21 protein-coding genes are annotated in these 19,674 nt (G+C 68.6%); 16 read left to right on the top strand and 5 right to left on the bottom strand.

Going from position 1 to position 19,674, the window contains the following annotated elements; genetic code table 11:
- The first annotated feature begins 203 nt into the window (after window positions 1–203).
- The 15 genes from KB879_RS08895 to ccmI all read left to right on the top strand — a co-directional run bounded on the left by KB879_RS08895 (window position 204) and on the right by ccmI (window position 12,353).
- Window positions 204–1,040: a hypothetical protein gene (locus KB879_RS08895; RefSeq protein ID WP_211981026.1), complete on the top strand. Its 837-nt coding sequence runs from the start codon at window positions 204–206 to the stop codon at window positions 1,038–1,040.
- A 119-nt stretch (window positions 1,041–1,159) separates the two neighbouring features.
- On the top strand, window positions 1,160–1,327 hold the full coding sequence (gene napE / locus KB879_RS08890; RefSeq protein ID WP_013952465.1) for a periplasmic nitrate reductase, NapE protein: 168 nt from the start codon (window positions 1,160–1,162) through the stop codon (window positions 1,325–1,327).
- A gap of 107 nt (window positions 1,328–1,434) precedes the next feature.
- On the top strand, window positions 1,435–1,773 hold the full coding sequence (locus tag KB879_RS08885) for a chaperone NapD (RefSeq protein ID WP_013952464.1): 339 nt from the start codon (window positions 1,435–1,437) through the stop codon (window positions 1,771–1,773).
- Window positions 1,770–4,265 carry a periplasmic nitrate reductase subunit alpha gene (gene napA, locus KB879_RS08880; RefSeq protein ID WP_013952463.1) on the top strand — a complete coding sequence of 832 codons (2,496 nt, stop codon included), beginning with the start codon at window positions 1,770–1,772 and terminating at the stop codon, window positions 4,263–4,265. Before KB879_RS08885 ends, napA begins: the two co-directional genes overlap by 4 nt.
- 24 nt (window positions 4,266–4,289) lie before the next feature.
- Window positions 4,290–4,778 (top strand): nitrate reductase cytochrome c-type subunit, encoded by a 489-nt coding sequence (locus KB879_RS08875; RefSeq protein WP_013952462.1) that lies wholly within the window; start codon window positions 4,290–4,292, stop codon window positions 4,776–4,778.
- A gap of 12 nt (window positions 4,779–4,790) precedes the next feature.
- A complete protein-coding gene (locus KB879_RS08870) occupies window positions 4,791–5,378 on the top strand; it encodes a NapC/NirT family cytochrome c (protein WP_041228817.1) in 588 nt (195 codons plus the stop codon).
- 3 nt (window positions 5,379–5,381) lie between these two features.
- Window positions 5,382–6,062, top strand: a complete 681-nt coding sequence (gene ccmA / locus KB879_RS08865; RefSeq protein ID WP_013952460.1) for a cytochrome c biogenesis heme-transporting ATPase CcmA — start codon at window positions 5,382–5,384, stop codon at window positions 6,060–6,062.
- On the top strand, window positions 6,059–6,736 hold the full coding sequence (ccmB, locus tag KB879_RS08860; RefSeq protein ID WP_013952459.1) for a heme exporter protein CcmB: 678 nt from the start codon (window positions 6,059–6,061) through the stop codon (window positions 6,734–6,736). The genes ccmA and ccmB overlap by 4 nt, the downstream gene beginning before the upstream one ends.
- Complete coding sequence (locus tag KB879_RS08855; protein WP_013952458.1) at window positions 6,733–7,524, top strand: heme ABC transporter permease; 792 nt, start codon at window positions 6,733–6,735, stop codon at window positions 7,522–7,524. The genes ccmB and KB879_RS08855 overlap by 4 nt, the downstream gene beginning before the upstream one ends.
- Window positions 7,521–7,664, top strand: a complete 144-nt coding sequence (gene ccmD / locus KB879_RS08850) for a heme exporter protein CcmD (protein ID WP_013952457.1) — start codon at window positions 7,521–7,523, stop codon at window positions 7,662–7,664. Before KB879_RS08855 ends, ccmD begins: the two co-directional genes overlap by 4 nt.
- Window positions 7,661–8,134 (top strand): cytochrome c maturation protein CcmE, encoded by a 474-nt coding sequence (gene ccmE, locus KB879_RS08845; RefSeq protein WP_013952456.1) that lies wholly within the window; start codon window positions 7,661–7,663, stop codon window positions 8,132–8,134. Before ccmD ends, ccmE begins: the two co-directional genes overlap by 4 nt.
- The gene (locus tag KB879_RS08840; RefSeq protein ID WP_211981025.1) at window positions 8,131–10,149 is read left to right on the top strand and encodes a heme lyase CcmF/NrfE family subunit; all 2,019 of its coding nucleotides are present in this window, start codon (window positions 8,131–8,133) and stop codon (window positions 10,147–10,149) included. Before ccmE ends, KB879_RS08840 begins: the two co-directional genes overlap by 4 nt.
- On the top strand, window positions 10,146–10,688 hold the full coding sequence (locus KB879_RS08835; protein ID WP_013952454.1) for a DsbE family thiol:disulfide interchange protein: 543 nt from the start codon (window positions 10,146–10,148) through the stop codon (window positions 10,686–10,688). Before KB879_RS08840 ends, KB879_RS08835 begins: the two co-directional genes overlap by 4 nt.
- Window positions 10,681–11,151, top strand: a complete 471-nt coding sequence (locus KB879_RS08830; protein WP_013952453.1) for a cytochrome c-type biogenesis protein — start codon at window positions 10,681–10,683, stop codon at window positions 11,149–11,151. Before KB879_RS08835 ends, KB879_RS08830 begins: the two co-directional genes overlap by 8 nt.
- A complete protein-coding gene (gene ccmI, locus KB879_RS08825) occupies window positions 11,148–12,353 on the top strand; it encodes a c-type cytochrome biogenesis protein CcmI (RefSeq protein WP_211981024.1) in 1,206 nt (401 codons plus the stop codon). The genes KB879_RS08830 and ccmI overlap by 4 nt, the downstream gene beginning before the upstream one ends.
- A 4-nt stretch (window positions 12,354–12,357) precedes the next feature.
- Here ccmI and KB879_RS08820 read toward each other — a convergent pair whose 3' ends face one another.
- The gene (locus tag KB879_RS08820; RefSeq protein ID WP_211981023.1) at window positions 12,358–13,314 is read right to left on the bottom strand and encodes an L-threonine 3-dehydrogenase; all 957 of its coding nucleotides are present in this window, start codon (window positions 13,312–13,314) and stop codon (window positions 12,358–12,360) included.
- Window positions 13,314–14,513 (bottom strand): glycine C-acetyltransferase, encoded by a 1,200-nt coding sequence (gene kbl, locus KB879_RS08815; protein ID WP_013952450.1) that lies wholly within the window; start codon window positions 14,511–14,513, stop codon window positions 13,314–13,316. The genes KB879_RS08820 and kbl overlap by 1 nt, the downstream gene beginning before the upstream one ends.
- A gap of 104 nt (window positions 14,514–14,617) precedes the next feature.
- Here kbl and KB879_RS08810 point away from each other — a divergent pair, with 104 nt between their 5' ends.
- The gene (locus KB879_RS08810) at window positions 14,618–15,214 is read left to right on the top strand and encodes a helix-turn-helix domain-containing protein (protein WP_013952449.1); all 597 of its coding nucleotides are present in this window, start codon (window positions 14,618–14,620) and stop codon (window positions 15,212–15,214) included.
- 35 nt (window positions 15,215–15,249) lie between these two features.
- Here KB879_RS08810 and KB879_RS08805 read toward each other — a convergent pair whose 3' ends face one another.
- Genes KB879_RS08805 through KB879_RS08795 form a run of 3 tightly spaced genes read right to left on the bottom strand, consistent with a single transcriptional unit; the run spans window position 15,250 to window position 19,656 of the window.
- Entirely contained in the window at window positions 15,250–16,419 is a 1,170-nt protein-coding gene (locus tag KB879_RS08805) for a 2Fe-2S iron-sulfur cluster-binding protein (protein WP_211981022.1), read from the bottom strand.
- A 9-nt stretch (window positions 16,420–16,428) separates the two neighbouring features.
- Entirely contained in the window at window positions 16,429–17,256 is an 828-nt protein-coding gene (locus KB879_RS08800; protein WP_211981021.1) for a xanthine dehydrogenase family protein subunit M, read from the bottom strand.
- 3 nt (window positions 17,257–17,259) lie between these two features.
- Window positions 17,260–19,656: a xanthine dehydrogenase family protein molybdopterin-binding subunit gene (locus KB879_RS08795; protein ID WP_371827395.1), complete on the bottom strand. Its 2,397-nt coding sequence runs from the start codon at window positions 19,654–19,656 to the stop codon at window positions 17,260–17,262.
- Between the last annotated feature and the right edge of the window lie 18 nt (window positions 19,657–19,674).

Here is a 19,674-nt window from a genome sequence, read left to right as displayed (position 1 = left end):
ACCCTTAAGAAGATCGCCCCGACCTGACGCCCTTCCGCAGAAATATTGCCGATACAGCACTTATGATCCTGTCCGCCGCAGGCGGGCAAGGGTGGCGGTGACGGGCATCGCCCCCAAGGAGAGTGCATTGCATCCCTTTGCCAACCACGCCGTGAGCGGCGGCCCGCTGCCGACGGTGCTCGCTTCCAAGCTCGCGCCCCCCCGTGGCGCACCCCGCCACGATCGGCCGGCCGCACCTGGTCGCGCGCATGGCGCAGGACCGCGCGGCCCGCGTGATCCTGGTGCGGGCCGCGGCCGGCTTTGGCAAGACCACGCTGATGCAGCAATACGCGGAGTCCTGCGCAGCGCAGCAGCACGCCACGGTATGGCTGCGCCTGGATGCGGGCGACAATGACCTGGAACGGCTGCTGGTCCACCTGGACGCCGGCCTGGCCGCGCTGCGCGGCGGCAAGCGGCGCGGGGCGGCAGTGCAGGAGCCGGCCAGCGGACCGCGCCTGGCGCACCGCATCCTGGGGCAAGTGGGCGCCGCGGCGCAGCCGTTCGCGATCGTGCTGGATGATTTCGAGACCTTGCAGAGCCCGCCGGCGCTGGACCTGGTGCAGCAGCTGATCGAGGTGATGCCGCCCATCGGCTCCCGCACCGCGCCGGAAATCGGCCCGGGCCGGCTGCGTGCGCGCGGACAGTTGCTGGAGATCCCGCCCGCCGCCCTGCATTTTTCCGTCGACGAGGCTACGCAACTGCTGCGCGGAAGCTGCGGCCTGCCGCTGCGCGACAGCGACATTGTCGCGCTGCACCGCCGCACCGAAGGCTGGGCCACCGCGATCTACCTCGCCGCGCTGTCGCTGCAGCAGCGCAGCGACCACGCCGCCTTTGTCACCGCGTTTTCCGGCACCCACCTGGAACTGGGACATCCTGGCGCGGCAGTCCGACGCGTGCCGCGCCTTCCTGCTGGAAACCAGCGTGCTGGGCCAGCTGAGCGCACCGCTGTGCGACGCAAAGCCGCACAGAAGCGGTGGCACTGGGCCGCGCGCGCGGCCTGATCCCGTGAGCCGTAGGCACGGATAAGCGAGTGCAGTCTTGACACCTTGGCTCCTGCTTCCTTTAATGGTGTAACGCATCAGGTGTCTTGCCCGATCACTTTTGCCGATTACTTCAAGCCATGATGGAAACCGGTGAAGCCCACGATCCGCAGCGCAAGCAAGAAGAACTGCGCAGCTTCCTTTTCCTGACCGCCGTGATGGTGCCGGTACTCTCCGTCATCATCGTGGCGGGCTATGGGTTCATTGTCTGGATGACCCAACTGATCAGCGGTCCGCCGTCGCATTGAGCGGCCCGGCAAGCCCGGTGCGCAATACTGCCGCGACCGGGGCGGCATTTGACAAATAAAAACAAGCTGCAGCACAGACTGAAACGGCATCGAACCGGAGCTTGCGCATGCCCGCAGCAAGACGTGCCATCCCCATCCAGCCGCTGCCCGCGAGCGAAGAGTGGCATATCGCCGGCATCGTCGTGCATGCCATTCCCGACAGCCTGGCGCAGGTGCGCGCCGCGATCGAAGCCATTACCGGCGCCGAAGTCCACGCTGCCAGCGATGCCGGCAAGCTCGTGGTCACCATCGAAGCGCCCACCTCGCGCGCCATTGCCGCGCACCTGACGTACCTGCACCAGCTCGAGGGCGTGCTGTCGGCCGCGCTCGTCTACCAGCACAACGAAGACGCCGAGGCAATGCACGAAGCGATGGACCCGGCAATGAACGAGGAGGCAGGCACATGACCATCTCTCGTCGTGATTTCATCAAGCAGACCGCTGTCGCCGCGACCGCATCGGTCGCCGGCGTGACGCTGCCGGCCGGGGCCGCCAACTTTGTCACTGACAGCGACATGACCAAGCTGAAGTGGTCCAAGGCGCCCTGCCGCTTCTGCGGCACCGGCTGCGGCGTGACCGTGGCGGTCAAGGACAACAAGGTAGTGGCCACGCAGGGCGATCCGCTGGCCGAGGTCAACAAGGGTCTGAACTGCGTCAAGGGCTATTTCCTGTCGAAGATCATGTACGGGCAGGACCGGCTGACCAAGCCGCTCTTGCGCATGAAGAACGGCAAGTACGACAAGAACGGCGAATTCGCCCCGGTCACGTGGGAGCGCGCCTTCGACGAGATGGAACGCCAGTTCAAGCGCGTGCTGAAGGAAAAAGGGCCGACCGCGGTGGGGATGTTCGGTTCCGGCCAGTGGACGGTGTGGGAAGGCTATGCCGCGTCCAAGCTCTACAAGGCGGGCTTCCGCTCCAACAATATCGACCCAAACGCGCGCCACTGCATGGCATCGGCAGTGCAGGGCTTCATGCGTACCTTCGGCATGGACGAGCCGATGGGCTGCTACGACGATTTCGAGGCCGCCGATGCCTTCGTGCTGTGGGGCTCGAACATGGCCGAGATGCACCCGATCCTGTGGACCCGCATCACCGACCGGCGCCTGAGCTACCCCAAGACGCGCGTGGCGGTGCTGTCCACCTTCACGCACCGTTCCTTCGACCTGGCCGACATCCCGGTCATCTTCAAGCCGCAGACGGACCTGGCGATGATGAACTACATCGCCCACTACATCATCAAGAACAACAAGGTCAACAAGGACTTCGTCAACAAGCATACGGTCTTCAAGGAAGGCGTGACCGACATCGGCTATGGCCTGCGCCCGGAACATCCGCTGCAGAAGGCGGCCAAGAACGCTGCCGATCCCGGTGCCTCGCGCCCGATCACCTTCGATGACTTCGCACGCTTCGTGGCCAAGTACGACGCCGACTACGTCAGCAAGCTGTCGGGCGTGCCCAAGGCCAAGCTGGACCAGCTGGCAGAACTGTATGCCGACCCCAACGTCAAGGTGATGTCGCTGTGGACCATGGGCTTCAACCAGCATACGCGCGGCAGCTGGGCCAACAACATGGTCTACAACCTGCACCTGCTGACCGGCAAGATCGCCACGCCGGGCAACAGCCCGTTCTCGCTGACGGGGCAGCCGTCGGCGTGCGGCACTGCGCGCGAGGTTGGCACCTTCTCGCACCGGCTGCCGGCCGACATGGTGGTAACCAACCCCAAGCACCGCGAAGAGGCCGAGCGCATCTGGAAGCTGCCGGCTGGCACCATCCCCGAAAAGCCGGGCTACCACGCCGTGCTGCAGAACCGCATGCTCAAGGACGGCAAGCTCAATGCCTACTGGGTGCAGGTCAACAACAATATGCAGGCCGCCGCCAACCTGATGGAAGAAGGCCTGCCGGGCTACCGCAACCCGCAGAACTTCGTGGTGGTGTCCGATGCCTATCCCACCGTGACCGCGCTGGCCGCCGACCTGATCCTGCCCAGCGCGATGTGGGTGGAAAAGGAAGGCGCCTATGGCAATGCCGAGCGCCGCACGCAGTTCTGGCACCAGCTGGTCGATGCGCCGGGCGACGCGCGCTCTGACCTGTGGCAGCTGATGGAATTCTCCAAGCGCTTCAAGGTCGAGGACGTCTGGCCCGCCGAGCTGATCGCGAAGAAGCCGGAGTACCGCGGCAAGACCCTGTTCGACGTGCTCTACCGCAATGGCCAGGTCGACAAGTTCCCGCTCAAGGAAGTCAACGCCGAGTACCACAACGCCGAGGCCAAGGCCTTCGGCTTCTATGTGCAGAAAGGCCTGTTTGAAGAGTACGCCAGCTTCGGCCGCGGCCACGGCCACGACCTGGCCCCGTTCGACGCCTACCATGAGGCGCGCGGGCTGCGCTGGCCGGTGGTCAACGGCAAGGAGACCCGCTGGCGCTACCGCGAGGGCAGCGACCCTTACGTCAAGGCCGGCACCGGCTACCAGTTCTACGGCAACCCCGACGGCAAGGCGGTGATCTTCGCCCTGCCCTACGAGCCGGCAGCCGAATCGCCCGACAAGGAATATCCGTTCTGGCTGGCCACCGGCCGTGTGCTGGAGCACTGGCATTCCGGCTCGATGACGCGGCGCGTGCCGGAGCTGTACCGCGCCTTCCCCAACGCGGTGGTGTTCATGCATCCGGAAGACGCCAAGGCAATGGGGCTGCGCCGCGGCGTTGAGGTGGAAGTGGTGTCGCGGCGCGGGCGCATGCGCTCGCGCGTGGAGACCCGCGGGCGTGACGCGCCGCCGCGCGGGCTGGTGTTCGTGCCGTGGTTCGATGCCAGCCAGCTGATCAACAAGGTGACGCTGGACGCCACCTGCCCAATCTCGCTGCAGACGGACTTCAAGAAGTGCGCGGTCAAGATCGTCAAGGTCTAGCCCGGAATCGAACAGGGAGACGCCATGAAACCAAGCCGATCCTGGAAGCCCCTGCTGGCCCTGTGTGCGCTGCTGCTGGCCGTGCTGGCAATGCCGGCGCACGCCCAGGGCCTGGTCGACGCGATGCGCGGGCCCACACCCATCGCCAGCGAGACCAAGGCACCCATCATGTACCCGACCGAGAACAAGGACATCCGCCGCACCCGCAACTACACCATGCAGCCGCCGACGATCCCGCACAAGATCGACGGCTACCAGGTCGACAAGGACTTCAACCGCTGCATGTTCTGCCACGCCCGCACGCGCACCGAGGAAACCCAGGCGATCCCAGTCAGCATCACGCACTACATGGACCGCGACAACAACGTGCTGGCCGACGTCTCGCCGCGCCGTTACTTCTGCACGCAATGCCATGTGCCGCAGGCCGACGCCAAGCCGCTGGTGGGCAACACCTTCGTTGACGTCGAGCAGATGCTCAAGCGCAAGCCCGGCGTCAAGGGCTCATCCAACTAGCGGATGCGCGCCATGCTCGACCTGATCAAGCGTTACTGGCGAACCATCAACCGGCCCAGCGCGTATTTCAGCCTGGGCTTCCTGACGCTCGGCGGCTTTGTCGCCGGCGTGGTGTTCTGGGGCGCGTTCAACACCGCGCTGGAGCTGACCAATACCGAGCAGTTCTGCACCGGCTGCCACGAGATGCGCGACAACGTCTACCAGGAGCTGCAGGGCACCATCCACTTCACCAACCGCAGCGGCGTGCGCGCCAAATGCTCGGACTGCCACGTGCCGCACAACTGGACCACCAAGATGGCGCGCAAGATGCAGGCGTCCAAGGAGGTCTGGGCCAAGATCTTCGGTACCGTCGACACCCGCGAAAAGTTCCAGGCACACCGGCTCACGCTGGCGCAGCACGAGTGGGCGCGCTTCAAGGCCAATGATTCACTGGAATGCCGCAACTGCCACGACTACCAGTCGATGGACTTCACGCGGCAGAGCCCGCGCGCGCAGGCCATGCATTCCACCCACCTGGCCAACAAGGAGAAGACCTGCATCGACTGCCACAAGGGCATCGCGCACCATCTTCCCGACATCTCCAAGGCCGAGGAGAAATGACGCGTGCCAGTCCGCTCGCCCGCGCCGCCATCCGAGCTTCCGCCTGAATCCCCACGTTGCGCCGCCCCCGTGCTGAGCGCGAGCGGGCTGGCCATCTCGCGCGCCGGACGCCCGGTGTTGCGCGGCATCGACCTCGACCTCGCCCCCGGCGGCCTGCTGCAGGTACTCGGCCCCAACGGCAGCGGCAAGACCAGTCTGCTGCGCGTGCTGTGCGGGCTGGCCATGGCCGATGCCGGCACGCTGCACTGGCGCGGCCGCCCGGTGCGCGCCGCCGACCCTGACTATCAGCTGGCGCTGGCGTATGTCGGCCACACCAATGGCATCGACCCTGACCTGAGCCCGGCGGAAAACCTGCGCTTTGCCGCGCGCCTCGCCGGATCGGACGACAGTGCCGATGGCGTCGCGCGCGCCCTCGCCGCGCAAGGGCTGGAGCGGCTCGCAAACGCGCCGGTGCGCACGCTCTCGCAAGGGCAGCGGCGGCGCGTCGCACTGGCGCGCCTGTCGCTGGCGCAGCGCGCCTTGTGGCTGCTGGATGAACCAGTGACCGCGCTGGATGCCGATGCCTGCGCGCGCTTCGATGCGCAGCTCGGCACGCACCTCGCCGCCGGCGGCATGGCCGTGATCGCCACGCACCAGCTGCTGCCCGCGGGCGGCGCGGTGCTGCAACTGGGGGCGCCGGCATGATGCGCATGCTCGCCGCCATCGTCGCGCACGATGTCTCGCTGTCCTGGCGGCGGCGCGGCAGCCTGCTCGGCGGCGTGGTGTTCTTTGTCATCGCCGCCAGCCTGTTCCCGCTGGCAATCGGCCCCGAGCCGCAGCAGCTGCGCGCGCTGGCTCCCGGCATCCTGTGGGTGACGGCACTGCTGGCGTCGATGCTGTCGCTGTCGCGGCTGTTCGCGCAGGAGCATGCCGACGGCAGCCTGGACCAGCTGCTGCTGTCGCCGCATCCGCTGGCGCTGCTGGTGCTGGCCAAGATCGCCGCGCACTGGCTCACCAGCGGCCTGCCGCTGCTGTTGCTGACACCGCTGCTGGCACAGCAGTATGGGCTGCCCCTGGGCGCATCGCTGCTGCTGGCGGCGTCGCTGCTGGTGGGCACGCCGGCGCTGAGCCTGATCGGCGCGGTCGGCGCGGCGCTGACGCTGGGCGTGCGCGGCGGCGCGGTGCTGCTGTGCATCCTGGTGCTCCCGCTGTGCGTGCCGGTGCTGGTGTTCGGCGCCAGCGCCGCGGCCGCTGCCGATGCCGGGCTTGACGTGATGCCGCAGTTCTCGCTGCTGGGCGCCTGCCTGGCGCTGTCGCTGTTCCTGTGCCCGCTGGCCACCGCCGCCGGGCTGCGCATTGCCATGGAGACGCCGGCATGAGCCAGCCGCTGCCATCCGTCCACCCCGCTGCCGCGCCGCGGCCCCCGGTCCGCGGCGGCTGGCTGGCCTATGCCGCGCCGGTGCGCTTCTATCCGCTGGCCGGGCGCATGGCCTCATGGTTCTTTGCCGCGGCGGCGCTGTTCGCGCTGGCGGGACTGTGGCTCGGCTTTGGCGTGGCCCCCACCGATGCGCAGCAGGGCGAGGTCTACCGCATCATTTTCATCCACGTGCCGGCGGCGTGGATGTCGATGTTCATCTACCTGGTCATGGCCGGCTACTGCGCGCTGGCACTGGTGCTGCGCACGCGGCTGTCGTCGATGATGGCCTCGGCGCTGGCGCCCACCGGCGCGCTCTTCACCGCGCTGGCGCTGTGGACCGGTGCGCTGTGGGGGCAGCCCACCTGGGGCACCTGGTGGGTCTGGGATGCGCGGCTCACCTCCGAGCTGATCCTGCTGTTCCTGTACCTCGGCTTTATCGCGCTGGAAGCGGCCATCGACGAGCCGCGCCGGGCCGAGCGCGCCTGCGCGGTGCTGGCGCTGGTGGGGGTGGTCAATATCCCGGTGATCTATTTCTCGGTGCAGTGGTGGAACACGCTGCACCAGGGCGCATCGGTCAGCCTGACCGCGGCGCCGTCGATGGCGGCCACCATGCTGGCTGGCATGCTGCTGATGACGATGGCGTGCTGGATGTACACGGTGGCGGTGGCGCTGGTGCGCGTGCGCTGCATCCTGCGCGAGCGCGGCGAGGTGCCGCACGGCCCTGCCATGGTTCCCGGAGAGACCTCATGACGCTGTCCTCGCTGCTGCCCTACGGGCATCACGGCATCTTCATCGCCGGCGCCTTCGGCGTGAGCGCGCTGCTGCTGGCGCTGGAGCTGGTGCTGCTGGCCCGCCGCTGCCGTGCCACGCGCCAGGAAGCCGGCCAATGACGCCGCGCCAGCGCCGCTTCGGGCTGCTGGCCGCGGCGCTGGCCTGCTGCGGCATCGCGGCGGCGCTGGTGCTCAATGCCTTCCGCTCCAACCTGGTGTTCTTCTTCAGTCCCAGCCAGGTCGCCGCGCAGGAAGCGCCGGTGGCACGCAGCTTCCGGCTGGGCGGGCTGGTGGCGCCCGGCTCGATCCGGCGCGAGGGCGACGGCATGACGGTGCGCTTCGTCGTCACCGACACGGCGCGCCAGGTGCCGGTGCGCTACCGCGGCCTGCTGCCCGACCTGTTCCGCGAAGGCAAGGGCGTGGTCGCGCGCGGCCAGCTGCAGGCGGACGGCACCTTCATCGCCAGCGAGGTGCTGGCCAAGCACGATGAAAACTACATGCCGCCTGAAGCCGCCGACGCGCTCAAGCAGGCCGCGCAGGTGAACCGCCGCATGGCCGAAGCCGCGCCGGCACAGGGAGTACGCCAGTGATCGCGGAACTCGGCCATTTCGCGCTGATCGTGGCGCTGCTGGTCGCGCTGGTGCAGGCCGTGGTGCCGCTGGCCGGGGCCGCGCGCGGCCAGCTGGCGTGGATGGCGCTGGCGCGCCCCGCCGCGCGCGTGCAGTGCCTGCTGGTGGCGCTGTCCTTCGCCGCACTGACCTGGTCCTTCGTCAGCAACGACTTCAGCGTGCGCTATGTCGCCGCCAACGCCAACAGTGCGCTGCCGCTGGCGTACCGCATCGCCGCGGTCTGGGGCGGGCACGAGGGCTCGATGCTGCTGTGGACGCTGATGCTGGGCCTGTGGTCGCTGGCGGTGTCCGCGTGCAGCCGGCAGCTGCCGCTGGCCGCCGTGGCCCGCGTGCTGGCCGTGATGGGCGCGATCAGCGCCGGCTTCCTGGCGTTCCTGCTGTTCGCCTCCAACCCCTTCGTGCGGCTGCTGCCGCCCGCAATGGAAGGCCGCGACCTCAACCCGTTGCTGCAGGACCCGGGCATGGTGTTCCACCCGCCCCTGCTCTACATGGGCTACGTGGGCTTCTCGGTGACCTTTGCCTTTGCCGTGGCGGCGCTGCTGGCCGGGCGCGTCGATGCGGCCTGGGCACGCTGGTCGCGGCCGTGCACCACGGTGGCGTGGGCCTTCCTGACGCTGGGAATCATGCTGGGCAGCGCCTGGGCCTACTACGAGCTGGGCTGGGGCGGCTGGTGGTTCTGGGACCCGGTCGAGAACGCCTCGTTCATGCCGTGGCTGGCCGGCACCGCGCTGATGCATTCGCTGGCGGTCACCGAGAAGCGCGGCGCCTTGCGCGCCTGGACCGTGCTGCTCGCCATCTTCACCTTCTCGCTGAGCCTGCTGGGCACCTTCCTGGTCCGTTCCGGCGTGCTGACCTCCGTCCACGCCTTCGCCGTGGACCCGAAGCGCGGCATCTTCATCCTGGCGCTGCTGGGGCTGGTTACCGGGCTGGCCCTGGCACTGTATGCGTGGCGCGCGCCGCGACTGGCGCGGCGCGTGGCGTTCGCGGCGGTCTCGCGCGAGTCGATGCTGCTGGCCAACAACGTGCTGCTGGCGGTGGCCGCCGCCACGGTGCTGCTGGGCACGCTCTACCCGCTGCTGGTCGATGTGCTGGGGCTGGGCAAGATCTCGGTCGGCCCGGCCTACTTCGAGCAGGTCTTCGTGCCCTTGATGGCCCCCGCGGTGCTGTTGATGGGCGCCGCGCCGCTGGCGCGCTGGCGCCACGGCAGCCTGCCCGACATGGCGCGCCGCCTGCGCTGGGGCGCCGTGGCCAGCGCGGCCATCGGGCTGGGGCTGCTGCTGGTGCTGCGCAATGCCTCGGCGCTGAGCGGGCTGGGGTTGCTGCTGGCGGCCTGGTGCGTGCTGAGCGCCGTGACCAGCCTGGCGGCGCGGCTGCGCCAACAACAGGGGCGCCGCCTGGCCGCGCTGCGCCAGTTCACACCCAGCTACTGGGGCATGCTGCTCGCCCACGCCGGCGTGGGCGTCTTCATCGCCGGCGTGACGCTGGTAGCCGGCCAGGAAAGCCTGCGCGAACTGCCGATGCGTGCCGGCGAGAGCGTCAGCGTGGGCGGCTATGACTTCCGCTTTGCCGGCGTGACCCAGGCCGGCGGGCCCAACTACGACGCGCTGCGCGGCACGCTGGTGGCCGCGCGCGATGGCAAGCGAGTAGCACTGCTCCACCCCGAGCGCCGCATCTACCGCAGCCAGGACATGCCCACCACCGAGGCCGCGATCGACAGCGGCGTGGCGCGCGACCTCTACGTGGCGCTGGGCGAGAACGTCGATGGCAGCGCCTGGGCCGTGCGCATCCACGTCAAGCCCTTTGTCGACTGGATCTGGGCCGGCTGCGTGCTGATGGCGCTGGGCGGGCTGCTGGCCGTCTGCGACAAGCGTTACCGGCTTCGCCGCCGTGCCGCCAATCCTGCCACCGCGCCAGCCGCGCCGGATGTGCCCGCAGTGCCGGCATTGGCCTCCGCCCATGAGGAGACGCCCGCATGACGCGCTTCCTGCTGCCGCTGGCCGCCTTCCTCGCCCTTGCGGTCGCGCTGGCCGCCGGGCTGCGCCACGACCCGCGCGAACTGCCCTCGCCGCTGGTCGGCAAGGCCGCGCCGGCGTTCCGCCTGCCGCTGCTCGAACCCGAAGGCCGCACGCTGGCCAGCGCCGACATGCGCGGCAAGGTCTGGCTGCTGAATGTGTGGGCGTCGTGGTGCGCGGCCTGCCGCACCGAGCATCCGCTGCTGGTGGATTTTGCCGCGCGCTCGCCGGTGCCGCTGTATGGCCTCAACTACAAGGACGAGACCGGCGCCGCGCGCGACTGGCTGCAGCGGCTGGGCAACCCCTATGCGGCTTCGCTGGTCGATGCCGACGGCCGCGTCGGCATCGACTACGGCGTCTACGGCGTGCCCGAGACCTTTGTCATCGACCAGCACGGCGTGGTGCGCTACCGCCAGGTGGGCCCGGTCACGCGCGAGGTGCTGGAGCGCAAGCTGATCCCGCTGATCGAGCAGCTGGAACGGCAGGGAGGCAGCCATGCGTAGCCGGATCCGCACGATGCTTGCCGTGTGGCTTTGCTGCGTTTCGCTGCAGGCGACGGCGCTGACGGAAGCGGAACTCGATGCCCGCGTGCACGCGCTGTCCAACGAGTTGCGCTGCCTGGTCTGCCAGAACCAGACCCTGGCCGACTCCAACGCCGACCTTGCCGTCGACCTGCGACGCCAGATCCGCGCGCAGTTGCGCGGCGGCGCCAGCGACGAGGCGGTGAAGGACTACCTGGTGCAGCGCTATGGCGACTTCGTGCTGTACAAGCCGCCGTTGCGGCCGCTGACGTGGCTGCTGTGGTTCGGCCCGCTGTTGCTGGTGGCCGGCGTGGCGGCCGCGATCGTGCGTGCGCGCTCGCGCAATCGCCAGGCGGATGCGACGCTGGACGCCAGCGCGCAGCGCCAGCTTGCGGACTTGCTGGACGAATCGGCCACAACATCCGTGGAGCACCGCCAGCCATGACCACCTTCTGGCTGCTCGCCGCCGCCCTGATCGCCGCCACCACGGCCTGCCTGCTGTGGCCGCTGCTGCGCCGCCGGGCGGTGCCAGACCCGGGCACGCCGGAACGCACCTTGCTGGTTGACCTGTACCACGACCAGTTGCGCGAGCTGGACACCGACCTGCGCGGCGGCACCCTCACCGCGGCGCGCCACGCCGAAGCCCGCGACGAACTCGGCCGCCGGCTGCTCGATGACGCCGCCGGCGCCGCCACCGGCACGGGACGGGCCGGCACCTCGCCGCTGCTCGCCGCGCTGCTGCTCGCAGTACTGCCCAGCGCCGCCATCCTGCTCTACCTGCACCTTGGCAACCCGGTCGCGCTCTGGCGCGCCGACGACCTGCCCGAAAGCACCGGCAACCAGCACCAGCTGAGCGGCGCGCAGGTCGAGGGCATGGTGAACCAGCTCGCGCAGCGCCTGCGCGAGTCGCCCGGCGACGCGCAGGGCTGGGCCATGTTGGCGCGCTCATACAGCGTGATGGAACGCCATGCCGACGCCGCCGCGGCCTACGCGCGGGCCGTTGAACTGGCGCCGGACGTGGCCGCGCTGCGCTCCGACTACGCCGATGTGCTGGCCAGCCTGCACGGCGGCTCGCTGGAAGGCCCGCCCATGGCGCAAGTGCGCCAGGCCCTGGCGCTGGACCGGGACGACCCCAAAGCGCTGGCGCTTGCGGCCAGCGCCGCGGCCGAACGCGGCGATAAGCAGGCGGCGATCGGATATTGGGAGCACCTGTACCGGCTGCTGCCCGCGGATTCGCAGACAGCGGCGCGCATCGCCGCCAACCTTGCGGCCGCGCGCGGCACGGCTGCCGCGGCGCAAACCCCGAAGATCACCGGCATGGTCACGCTCAGCGAAAAGGCCGGGCGCACGCCGCAACCGGGCGACACGCTCTTTGTCTACGCGTTGCCCGCTGACGGCTCACGCATGCCGCTGGCAGTACTGCGCCGGCAGGCGCGCGATTTGCCGCTGTCGTTCACGCTGGAGGATGCGATGGCGATGCGGCCCGATCACCGGCTGTCCGGACAGCAACAGGTCATGCTTGAAGCGCGGATCTCGGCCAGCGGCAGCGCCTTGCCGAAGGCCGGGGACCTGGTAGGGCGCACCGGACCGGTGGCAGTCGGCACCGAGGGCATCCGCATCGCTATCGACGGCACGATCGCGCCATAGTGGCTCAGGCGGGCAGCGTCGCCTTCAGGTTGGCCAGCATGTCCGCCACCATCTCCTTCAAGCCGTACTCGGCCTTCCAGCCCCAGTCCGCGCGTGCGACCGAATCGTCGATCGAATCCGGCCAGCCCTGCGCAATCGCCTGGCGATAGTCGGGTTCATAGCGGATCTGGAAGCCCGGCACCTGCTCGCGGATGGCCGCTGCAGTCTGCGCGGGCGTGAAGCTCATCCCGGCAATGTTGTAGCTGCCGCGCTCGCCGAGCTTGTCCGCCGGCGCTTCCATCAGTTCGATGGTGGCGCGGATGGCATCGGGCATGTACATCATCGGCAGGGCCTCGTCTTCCTTCAGGAAGCAGGTGTAGGGCTCGCCCTTCACCGCCGCATGGAAGATGTCGACCGCATAGTCAGTGGTGCCGCCGCCGGGCGGGGTCTTGTGAGAGATCAGGCCCGGATAGCGCACGCTGCGTACATCCACGCCGTGGTTGGCGTGATACCAGCGGCACCAGCCCTCGCCCGCCTGCTTGGAGATGCCGTAGACGGTGGTGGGCTCCATCACGGTCTTCTGCGGTGTCTGTCCGGCAGGCGTGGTCGGGCCAAAGGCTGCAATCGAGCTTGGCCAGAACACCCGCTCCAGCCCGGTCTGCCGTGCCAGCTCCAGCACGTTGAGCAGGCTGGTCATATTGAGGTTCCAGGCCCACTGCGGCGCCTTTTCGCCGGTGGCGGACAGCGCGGCGGCCAGCAGGTAGACCTGGGTGATGCCATGGCGCTCGACCACGGCGGCCAGCTCGCCCCGGTCGGTCGCGTTGAGCATCTCGTGCGTCAGGTGCACGTGCCGGCCGGTGGGCACCACGTCGGAGGTGATCACGTTGGTGCGCCCGTAGCGCTCGGCCAGCGCCAGTGCCAGTTCAGACCCGATCTGGCCGTTGGCGCCGACGATCAGGATCTTCGGTTTGCCATCTTCCATCAGATCAGCCCCAGTTCGCGGCCAGCCTGGCCAAAGGCTTCCAGCGCCTCTTGCAGCGCGGCTTCGTCATGCAGCGCGCTCATCTGCACGCGGATGCGCGCCTGCCCCTTGGGCACCACCGGGTAGAAGAAGCCGACCACGTACACGCCCAGCTCCAGCAGGCGCTGCGCGAGTTGCTGCGCCTTGTCGGCGTCGTAGACCATGATCGGGATGATGGGGTGGTCGCCCGCCTTGACGTCGAATCCCAGCTGGTCCAGTCCCGCGCGGAAGAACCTGGTATTGCCCTCCAGCCGGTCACGCAGCTCGGTACTGGCTTCCAGGATATCGAGCACCGCGATCGACGCGCCCACGATGGCCGGCGCCACCGTGTTGGAGAACAGATAGGGCCGCGAGCGCTGGCGCAGCAGCGCCACCACTTCCTTGCGCGCGCTGGTGAAGCCGCCCGAGGCGCCGCCCAGCGCCTTGCCCAGCGTGCCGGTGATGATGTCGATCTTGCCGAACACGCCGCGCGCCTCATGCGTGCCGCGCCCGCGCTGGCCCATGAAACCGGTGGCATGGCATTCGTCGATGCCCAGCAGCGCGTCGTACTCATCGCAGATCGTGCGCATCTGGTCCAGCCGCGCCACGGTGCCGTCCATCGAGAACACGCCGTCGGAAAACACCAGCGTGTAGCGCGCACCGTCGGCCCGCGCCTGCTCCAGCTGCACGCGCAGGTCGTCCATGTCGTTGTGCTGGTAGCGGTAGCGGCGTGCCTTGGACAGGCGGATGCCGTCGATGATCGAGGCATGGTTGAGCGCATCGCTGATGACCGCGTCTTCCGCGCCCAGCAGCGTTTCGAACAAACCGCCATTGGCATCGAAGGCCGAGCCATAGAGGATGGTGTCCTCAGTGCCGAGGAAGGCCGACAGCCGCGCCTCCAGCGTCTTATGCAGGTCCTGCGTGCCGCAGATAAAGCGCACCGAGCTCAGCCCGAAGCCATGCGTGCGCAGCGCCTCGTGCGCGGCCTCGATCACCTGCGGGTGCGACGACAAGCCAAGGTAGTTATTGGCGCACAGGTTGATGACCTCGCGGCCGTCGGTGGTGCGCACCCGCGCACCCTGCGGCGTGGCGATCACGCGCTCATTCTTGAACAGCCCCGCCGCGCGGATGCTTTCGAGTTCGGTACGGATGGATGCATAGAATGCCTCGGCATTCGACATGGCTTGGCTCCCGTTGGTGTGCGAGGGATATGCTAGGATTCGATCGATAAATCGAACGCGTTCTCTATATCGAACGTTTTGCGCAATATAACGAACATTCCCCCATGACGCAAGCCCTTGCCCAAATGCCGCAGGCCGACGGGCCGCCCGCCGTCGGCATGGCGCTGCAGGCGCTGCGCCAGCAGCAGCGCCTGTCGCTCGATGAACTGTCGCGCCGTGCCGGCGTATCCAAGTCGATGCTGTCGCAGATCGAACGCAACCTGGCCAACCCCACCGTGGCGGTGCTGTGGCGCCTGGCCAATGCGCTTGGCGTCAGCCTGACGGATTTCCTGGCCGGCGGCGCGGCAGAGCGGCCGGGCGGCGGCATCACCGTGATCCAGCCACATGCCACGCCATCGCTGAAAAGCCCCGATACCCGCTGCGACCTGCGCATCCTGGGCCCGATCGACCTGGCCGGCCGCTTCGAGTGGTATGAGCTGACCATCCAGGCCGGCGGCGTGCTGGCCTCCGAGCCGCACGAAGCCGGCACCCAGGAACACCTGTCGGTGCTGAGCGGATCGATGACGGTGCGCGCGGGCGTCGATGAGAAGAAGCTGAGGCACGGCGAGACCGCGCGCTATGCGGCCGATGTCGCACATGCGATCTCCAATGGCGGCAAGACCACTGCCACCGCACTACTGGTTGTAGTGCATCCGGGCTGACGCGGGCAAGGGTTGCGACAGCCCGGCGGGCGGGTTCAGCGGGCGCCGAACCATCGTTTGACCCGCTCCCACAGAACGCCGAAGAACATCGCCACCGGATTGAGGCGTACCGGCTGGTTGCGTTCGGCATCGCTCAGCGTCGGGTCCATCCGGCGCGCCACCGACTTGCCGAAATCGGCAATCATGCGCCGCACGAAATCCCGCACCAGCCCCGACCGCGAGAACTGCGCCAGCGGCCCTTGCAGCGAGTACTGCAGGTCGACCGCGACTTCGGTCTCGTGCGCGGAGAGCGCCTTCAGCTGGTAGGCGACGTCGCCGGCGGCCTTGGAGTTGCTGAGCGAATCCTGGCCTGCGCCCTTCAGCACGCCACGCTTGAGCGCGTCGTCGCGCTGCAGGCGCGCGGCGCCGTCGAACCTGGCGGACATCGGGCCGAACTTGATGGCGATATGACCCTTGACCTTCTCCCCCGCAATTTCAGTGAGCACCGCGCCCGGCAGGCAGCCCGCGACGGCTGGCAGGTCGGCCATGAAGGCCCAAACCGAGTCGAGCGCGTAGGGGACGGTGAAGCTGCCTTCGATGCGCGACCAGCCCTTGCGGTCGGCTGACCGTTCCGCCTCGGCGCCGGTGCCGGCGGCCAGGTGCGGCAGCGTGCCGAGCGCTTCGTCGGCAACGGCAAAACCGGTGAACGGCGCTTCGGCCGGCGCCGCGCCCGCGACGTGCCGCGCAATCACGCCGGCTGCGTCGCGGCGTGCGTCCAGTACCGAGCGGATGGCGGCGACGATTCCCATATAGCCGGTGCAGCGGCACAGGTTTCCCGACAACTCGTGACGGATGGCGGCGTCGTCCGCATCGGGCAGGCGCAGCACGATGTCGCGTGCGGTCGCCAGCATACCCGGCGTGCAGAAGCCGCATTGCAGGGCATGATGCTGGTTGAACGCCGCGCGCAGGTCGGCCATCACGGCATCGTCCTGGTAGCCTTCGACGGTGACAATGTCAGCGCCCTGGCAGGCAGCCGCGAAGGTGATGCACGACCGCACCGGCTTGTCGTCGAGCAGCACGGTGCAGGCGCCGCACACGCCGTGTTCGCAGCCGAGGTGGGTGCCGGTCAGGCTGTGCGTGTCGCGCAGGAAGTCGCCCAGGTGCGTCCGGTCCGCGCACGCGCCAGAAACCCGGCGGCCGTTGACATTGAATTCGATGGTCTGCACGGGCGCTCCTCAGTTCAGCATTTGCGTGACGCAGCGCATCACGACGGTACGGTAAAGCTTGCGGTCGATGGCGTCCTTGCCCGGCGCGGCCTGCGCCACCGCTTCGTCCACGGCACTGGCCGTGAGCGCCGCGGCGCCTTGCGCGGCGACCGCGCGCGTGAGTCCAGGCAGCACCACCGGTGGCCCGTCCAGCGCGCCGAGCACGATGCGTGCAAAGCGGCGGCTGGCATCGAAGTACGCGGCGCAGCTGGCTTCGGCGAACTCGCCGGTCTTGCGGCACAGCTTCTGGTAGCCCCAGCGGCTGTGCGCGGTGGCATGCGGCACGCGCACGGCGGCGATCAGCTCGCCGTCGGCCAGCACCGTGGTGTAGGCGCCGATCATGAATGCTTCCATGGGCACATCGCGCGTGCCGATGCCGGATGCAATCTCGATGCGCGCACCCAGCGCGGTCATCACCACCACCCAGTCCGCGGCCGGGTCCGCATGGGCCAGGCTGCCGCCCACGGTGCCGCGGTTGCGGATCGCGCGGTAGGCAATGCCGCCCGCCACGGCCTGCAGCATGGTGCCCTGCAGCGGCGCGAACACGCCGTCCTCGATCTGCGCATGGGTCACGCAGGCGCCGATGCGGATGTCATCGGGGGTGGGCGCGACTTGCCGCAGTTCGGCCAGCCCCGACACATCGACCACCGTGTCGGGACGGGTCAGCCGCAGGTTCAGCATCGGGCCGAGCGACTGGCCTCCGCCCATGGTCTTGGCCACATCTATGCCCGCGCCAAGGCGGGCCAGCGCCTCCGGCAGCGAGCCGGGCGCATGATAGGAAAAAGCGACGGCTTTCATGGGTCAGGCTGCCTTCTTGCTTTGTGCGCCGGCCACTGCCGCATCCAGCGCTTCAAGGATCTTTCTCGGGGTCAGCGGCGTTTCCTGCAGTTCGACACTGAAGTCGCGCAAGGCGTCGTTCACCGCGTTGAAGATCGCCGCCGGCGGTGCAATGGCGCCGCCCTCGCCCATCCCCTTGGCGCCGAATTCCGTGTGCGGCGACGGCGTCTCGAAATGATGGATGCGGATCGATGGAATCTCGGTCGGCCCGGGCAGCATGTAGTCCGCCAGCGTGGAGGCCAGCGGCTGCCCGTTGCCGTCATAGCGCATCTCTTCGAACATCGCTGTGCCGATACCCTGCGCCACACCACCGTAGGTCTGGCCCTCGACCACCATCGGATTGATCATGGTGCCGCAGTCTTCCACCACCACATAGTCCAGGATCTCGACATGGCCAGAATCGATGTCGACTTCCACCGCGACCGCATGCGTGGCGTAGGTGAAGCTGCCGGTATCGACCGCGGGCTTGAAGCCCATGGTGACCTCCAGCCCTTGCGCATCCACGTCGTGCGGCAACAGGTGGGGATTGATGTACCAGGCGTCGGCAATGCGGCCGATATCGATGACGGTGGCATCGCCTGCACGAACCGCGCCGGCTTCGAGCGTTACCGCCTCCACCGGCTGCCCCAGCATATGCGCGCCAATCTTCTGCAGCCGCGGCAGCAGCGCCTTGCATGCCCGCGACACCGCGCCGCCCGACATCACCAGCGAGCGCGAGGCATAGGTGCCGGTCGAGAACGGCGTGAGCCCGGTATCGCCGTGCACCAGCTTGATCCGTCCGATGTCGATGCCCAGGATCTCGTGGGCAATCTGCGCGAACGTGGTCTCCATGCCCTGCCCGTGCGAATGCACGCCGACCCGCACTTCGAGCCCGCCATCCGGCGTGATGCGCACCGTGGCCGAGTCGAAGCCGGGGATCACCGGCGTGCCCCAGGCCGCGAACACGGAAGTGCCGTGGGCCGACTGCTCGGTGTAGGTGCCAAAGCCCACGCCGACATAGCGGCTGCCCTGCGGACCCGCCTGCTGCCGCGCGCGGATCGCGGGCAGGTCGATCATCTCCATCGCCTGGCGCACGCTGGCCGGGTAGTCGCCGCCGTCGAAGTGCTTGTTGGTCACGTTGACGTAAGGCATGGCCTGCGGCGGCACCAGGTTTTCGCAGCGCACTTCCCACGGCTCGCGCCCCACCTCGCGCGCGATCGCGTCCATCATCAGTTCCATGGCGAAGCAGACGCCGGTCCGGGCCACGCCGCGATACGGCACGAAACCTGGCTTGTTGGTGGCCACGCAAGTAGTTTCGCAGCGGTACCCGTCAAAGGCATAAGGGCCGGGCAGGTTGCCGATCGCCTGTCCCGGCTCCAGCCCGACGGTGAATGGCCAGACCGAATAGGCACCGCCATCGATGGCGATCTTCGCGTCCAGCGCCAGCAGCCGGCCGCGTTGGTCGGCATAGGCGGTAAGCTCGTAGTGATGCTCACGCGAGTTGGCCCCGGCGGTCAGGTGCTCGCGCCGGTCCTCGACAAAACGGAACGGCCGCTTGTAGGTCAGCGCCAGCCAGGCGATACAGAGCTCTTCCTGCTGCAGCACGCACTTGTAGCCGAAGGCGCCGCCCACGTCCGGCGAGATCACGCGCACGCGCGCCTGGTCCAGGTCCAGGCAATGGCTCAGGATGGTCCGGATCATATGCGGCACCTGGGTGGCGCTGTACACCACCAGCTGGTCGAACTGGTGGTCCCAGTAGGCCAGCACCGCCTTGCCTTCCATCGGCACCATGCACTGGCGCGCCAGGTTGACCTTGCGGTGGACGACGACGGAGGCCTCGCGCTGGCGCGCCTCGAAGTTCTTGTCGATATTCAGCGTCAGGAAGGTGTTGTCGCGCCAGTGTTCGTGCACGCGCACCTCGCCGGCGAGCTGGCGGGCCTGCGCGACGTCGGTCAGCGCGGGCAGCTCGTCGAACTCGGCCACCACCTGCTCGGCGATGTCCTCGGCTTCGGCGCGCGTCGGGGCAAAGGCCATGGCAACGGGCTCGCCGACAAAGCGCACCTTGCCGCTGGCCAGCGGCGCCTGCGCCGACGGCTGGTAGGACGGGAACGCCGAATCCGCGACGATGTCGCGCGCCGCCGCCATGTCCTCGCGCACGATCACCGCTTGCGCGTGGCGCGCGGGCTTGCTCACGGACAACAGCCTGGCATGCGCCACGGGGCTGCGCAGGAAAGCCACCTCCTGCAGGTCCGGCATGGCAATGTCCGCGACAAAGCGCCCCTTGCCATGCAGGTGCCTGGCGTCTTCCTTTCGCGCCACCCGGGCTCCCACGCCCTGGCCGCGTCCTTCTTCCGAATGATCCGGTTCCATCGACGATGTCATTGTCTTATCCGTCCCGAT

Origin of the sequence: Cupriavidus sp. KK10 (assembly GCF_018223725.1) — a bacterium.
In the GTDB taxonomy this organism is placed as follows: Bacteria; Pseudomonadota; Gammaproteobacteria; order Burkholderiales; family Burkholderiaceae; genus Cupriavidus; species Cupriavidus necator.
Note: the sequence above shows the minus strand (reverse complement) of the source record. Positions and strands in the feature narration are given on the sequence as shown.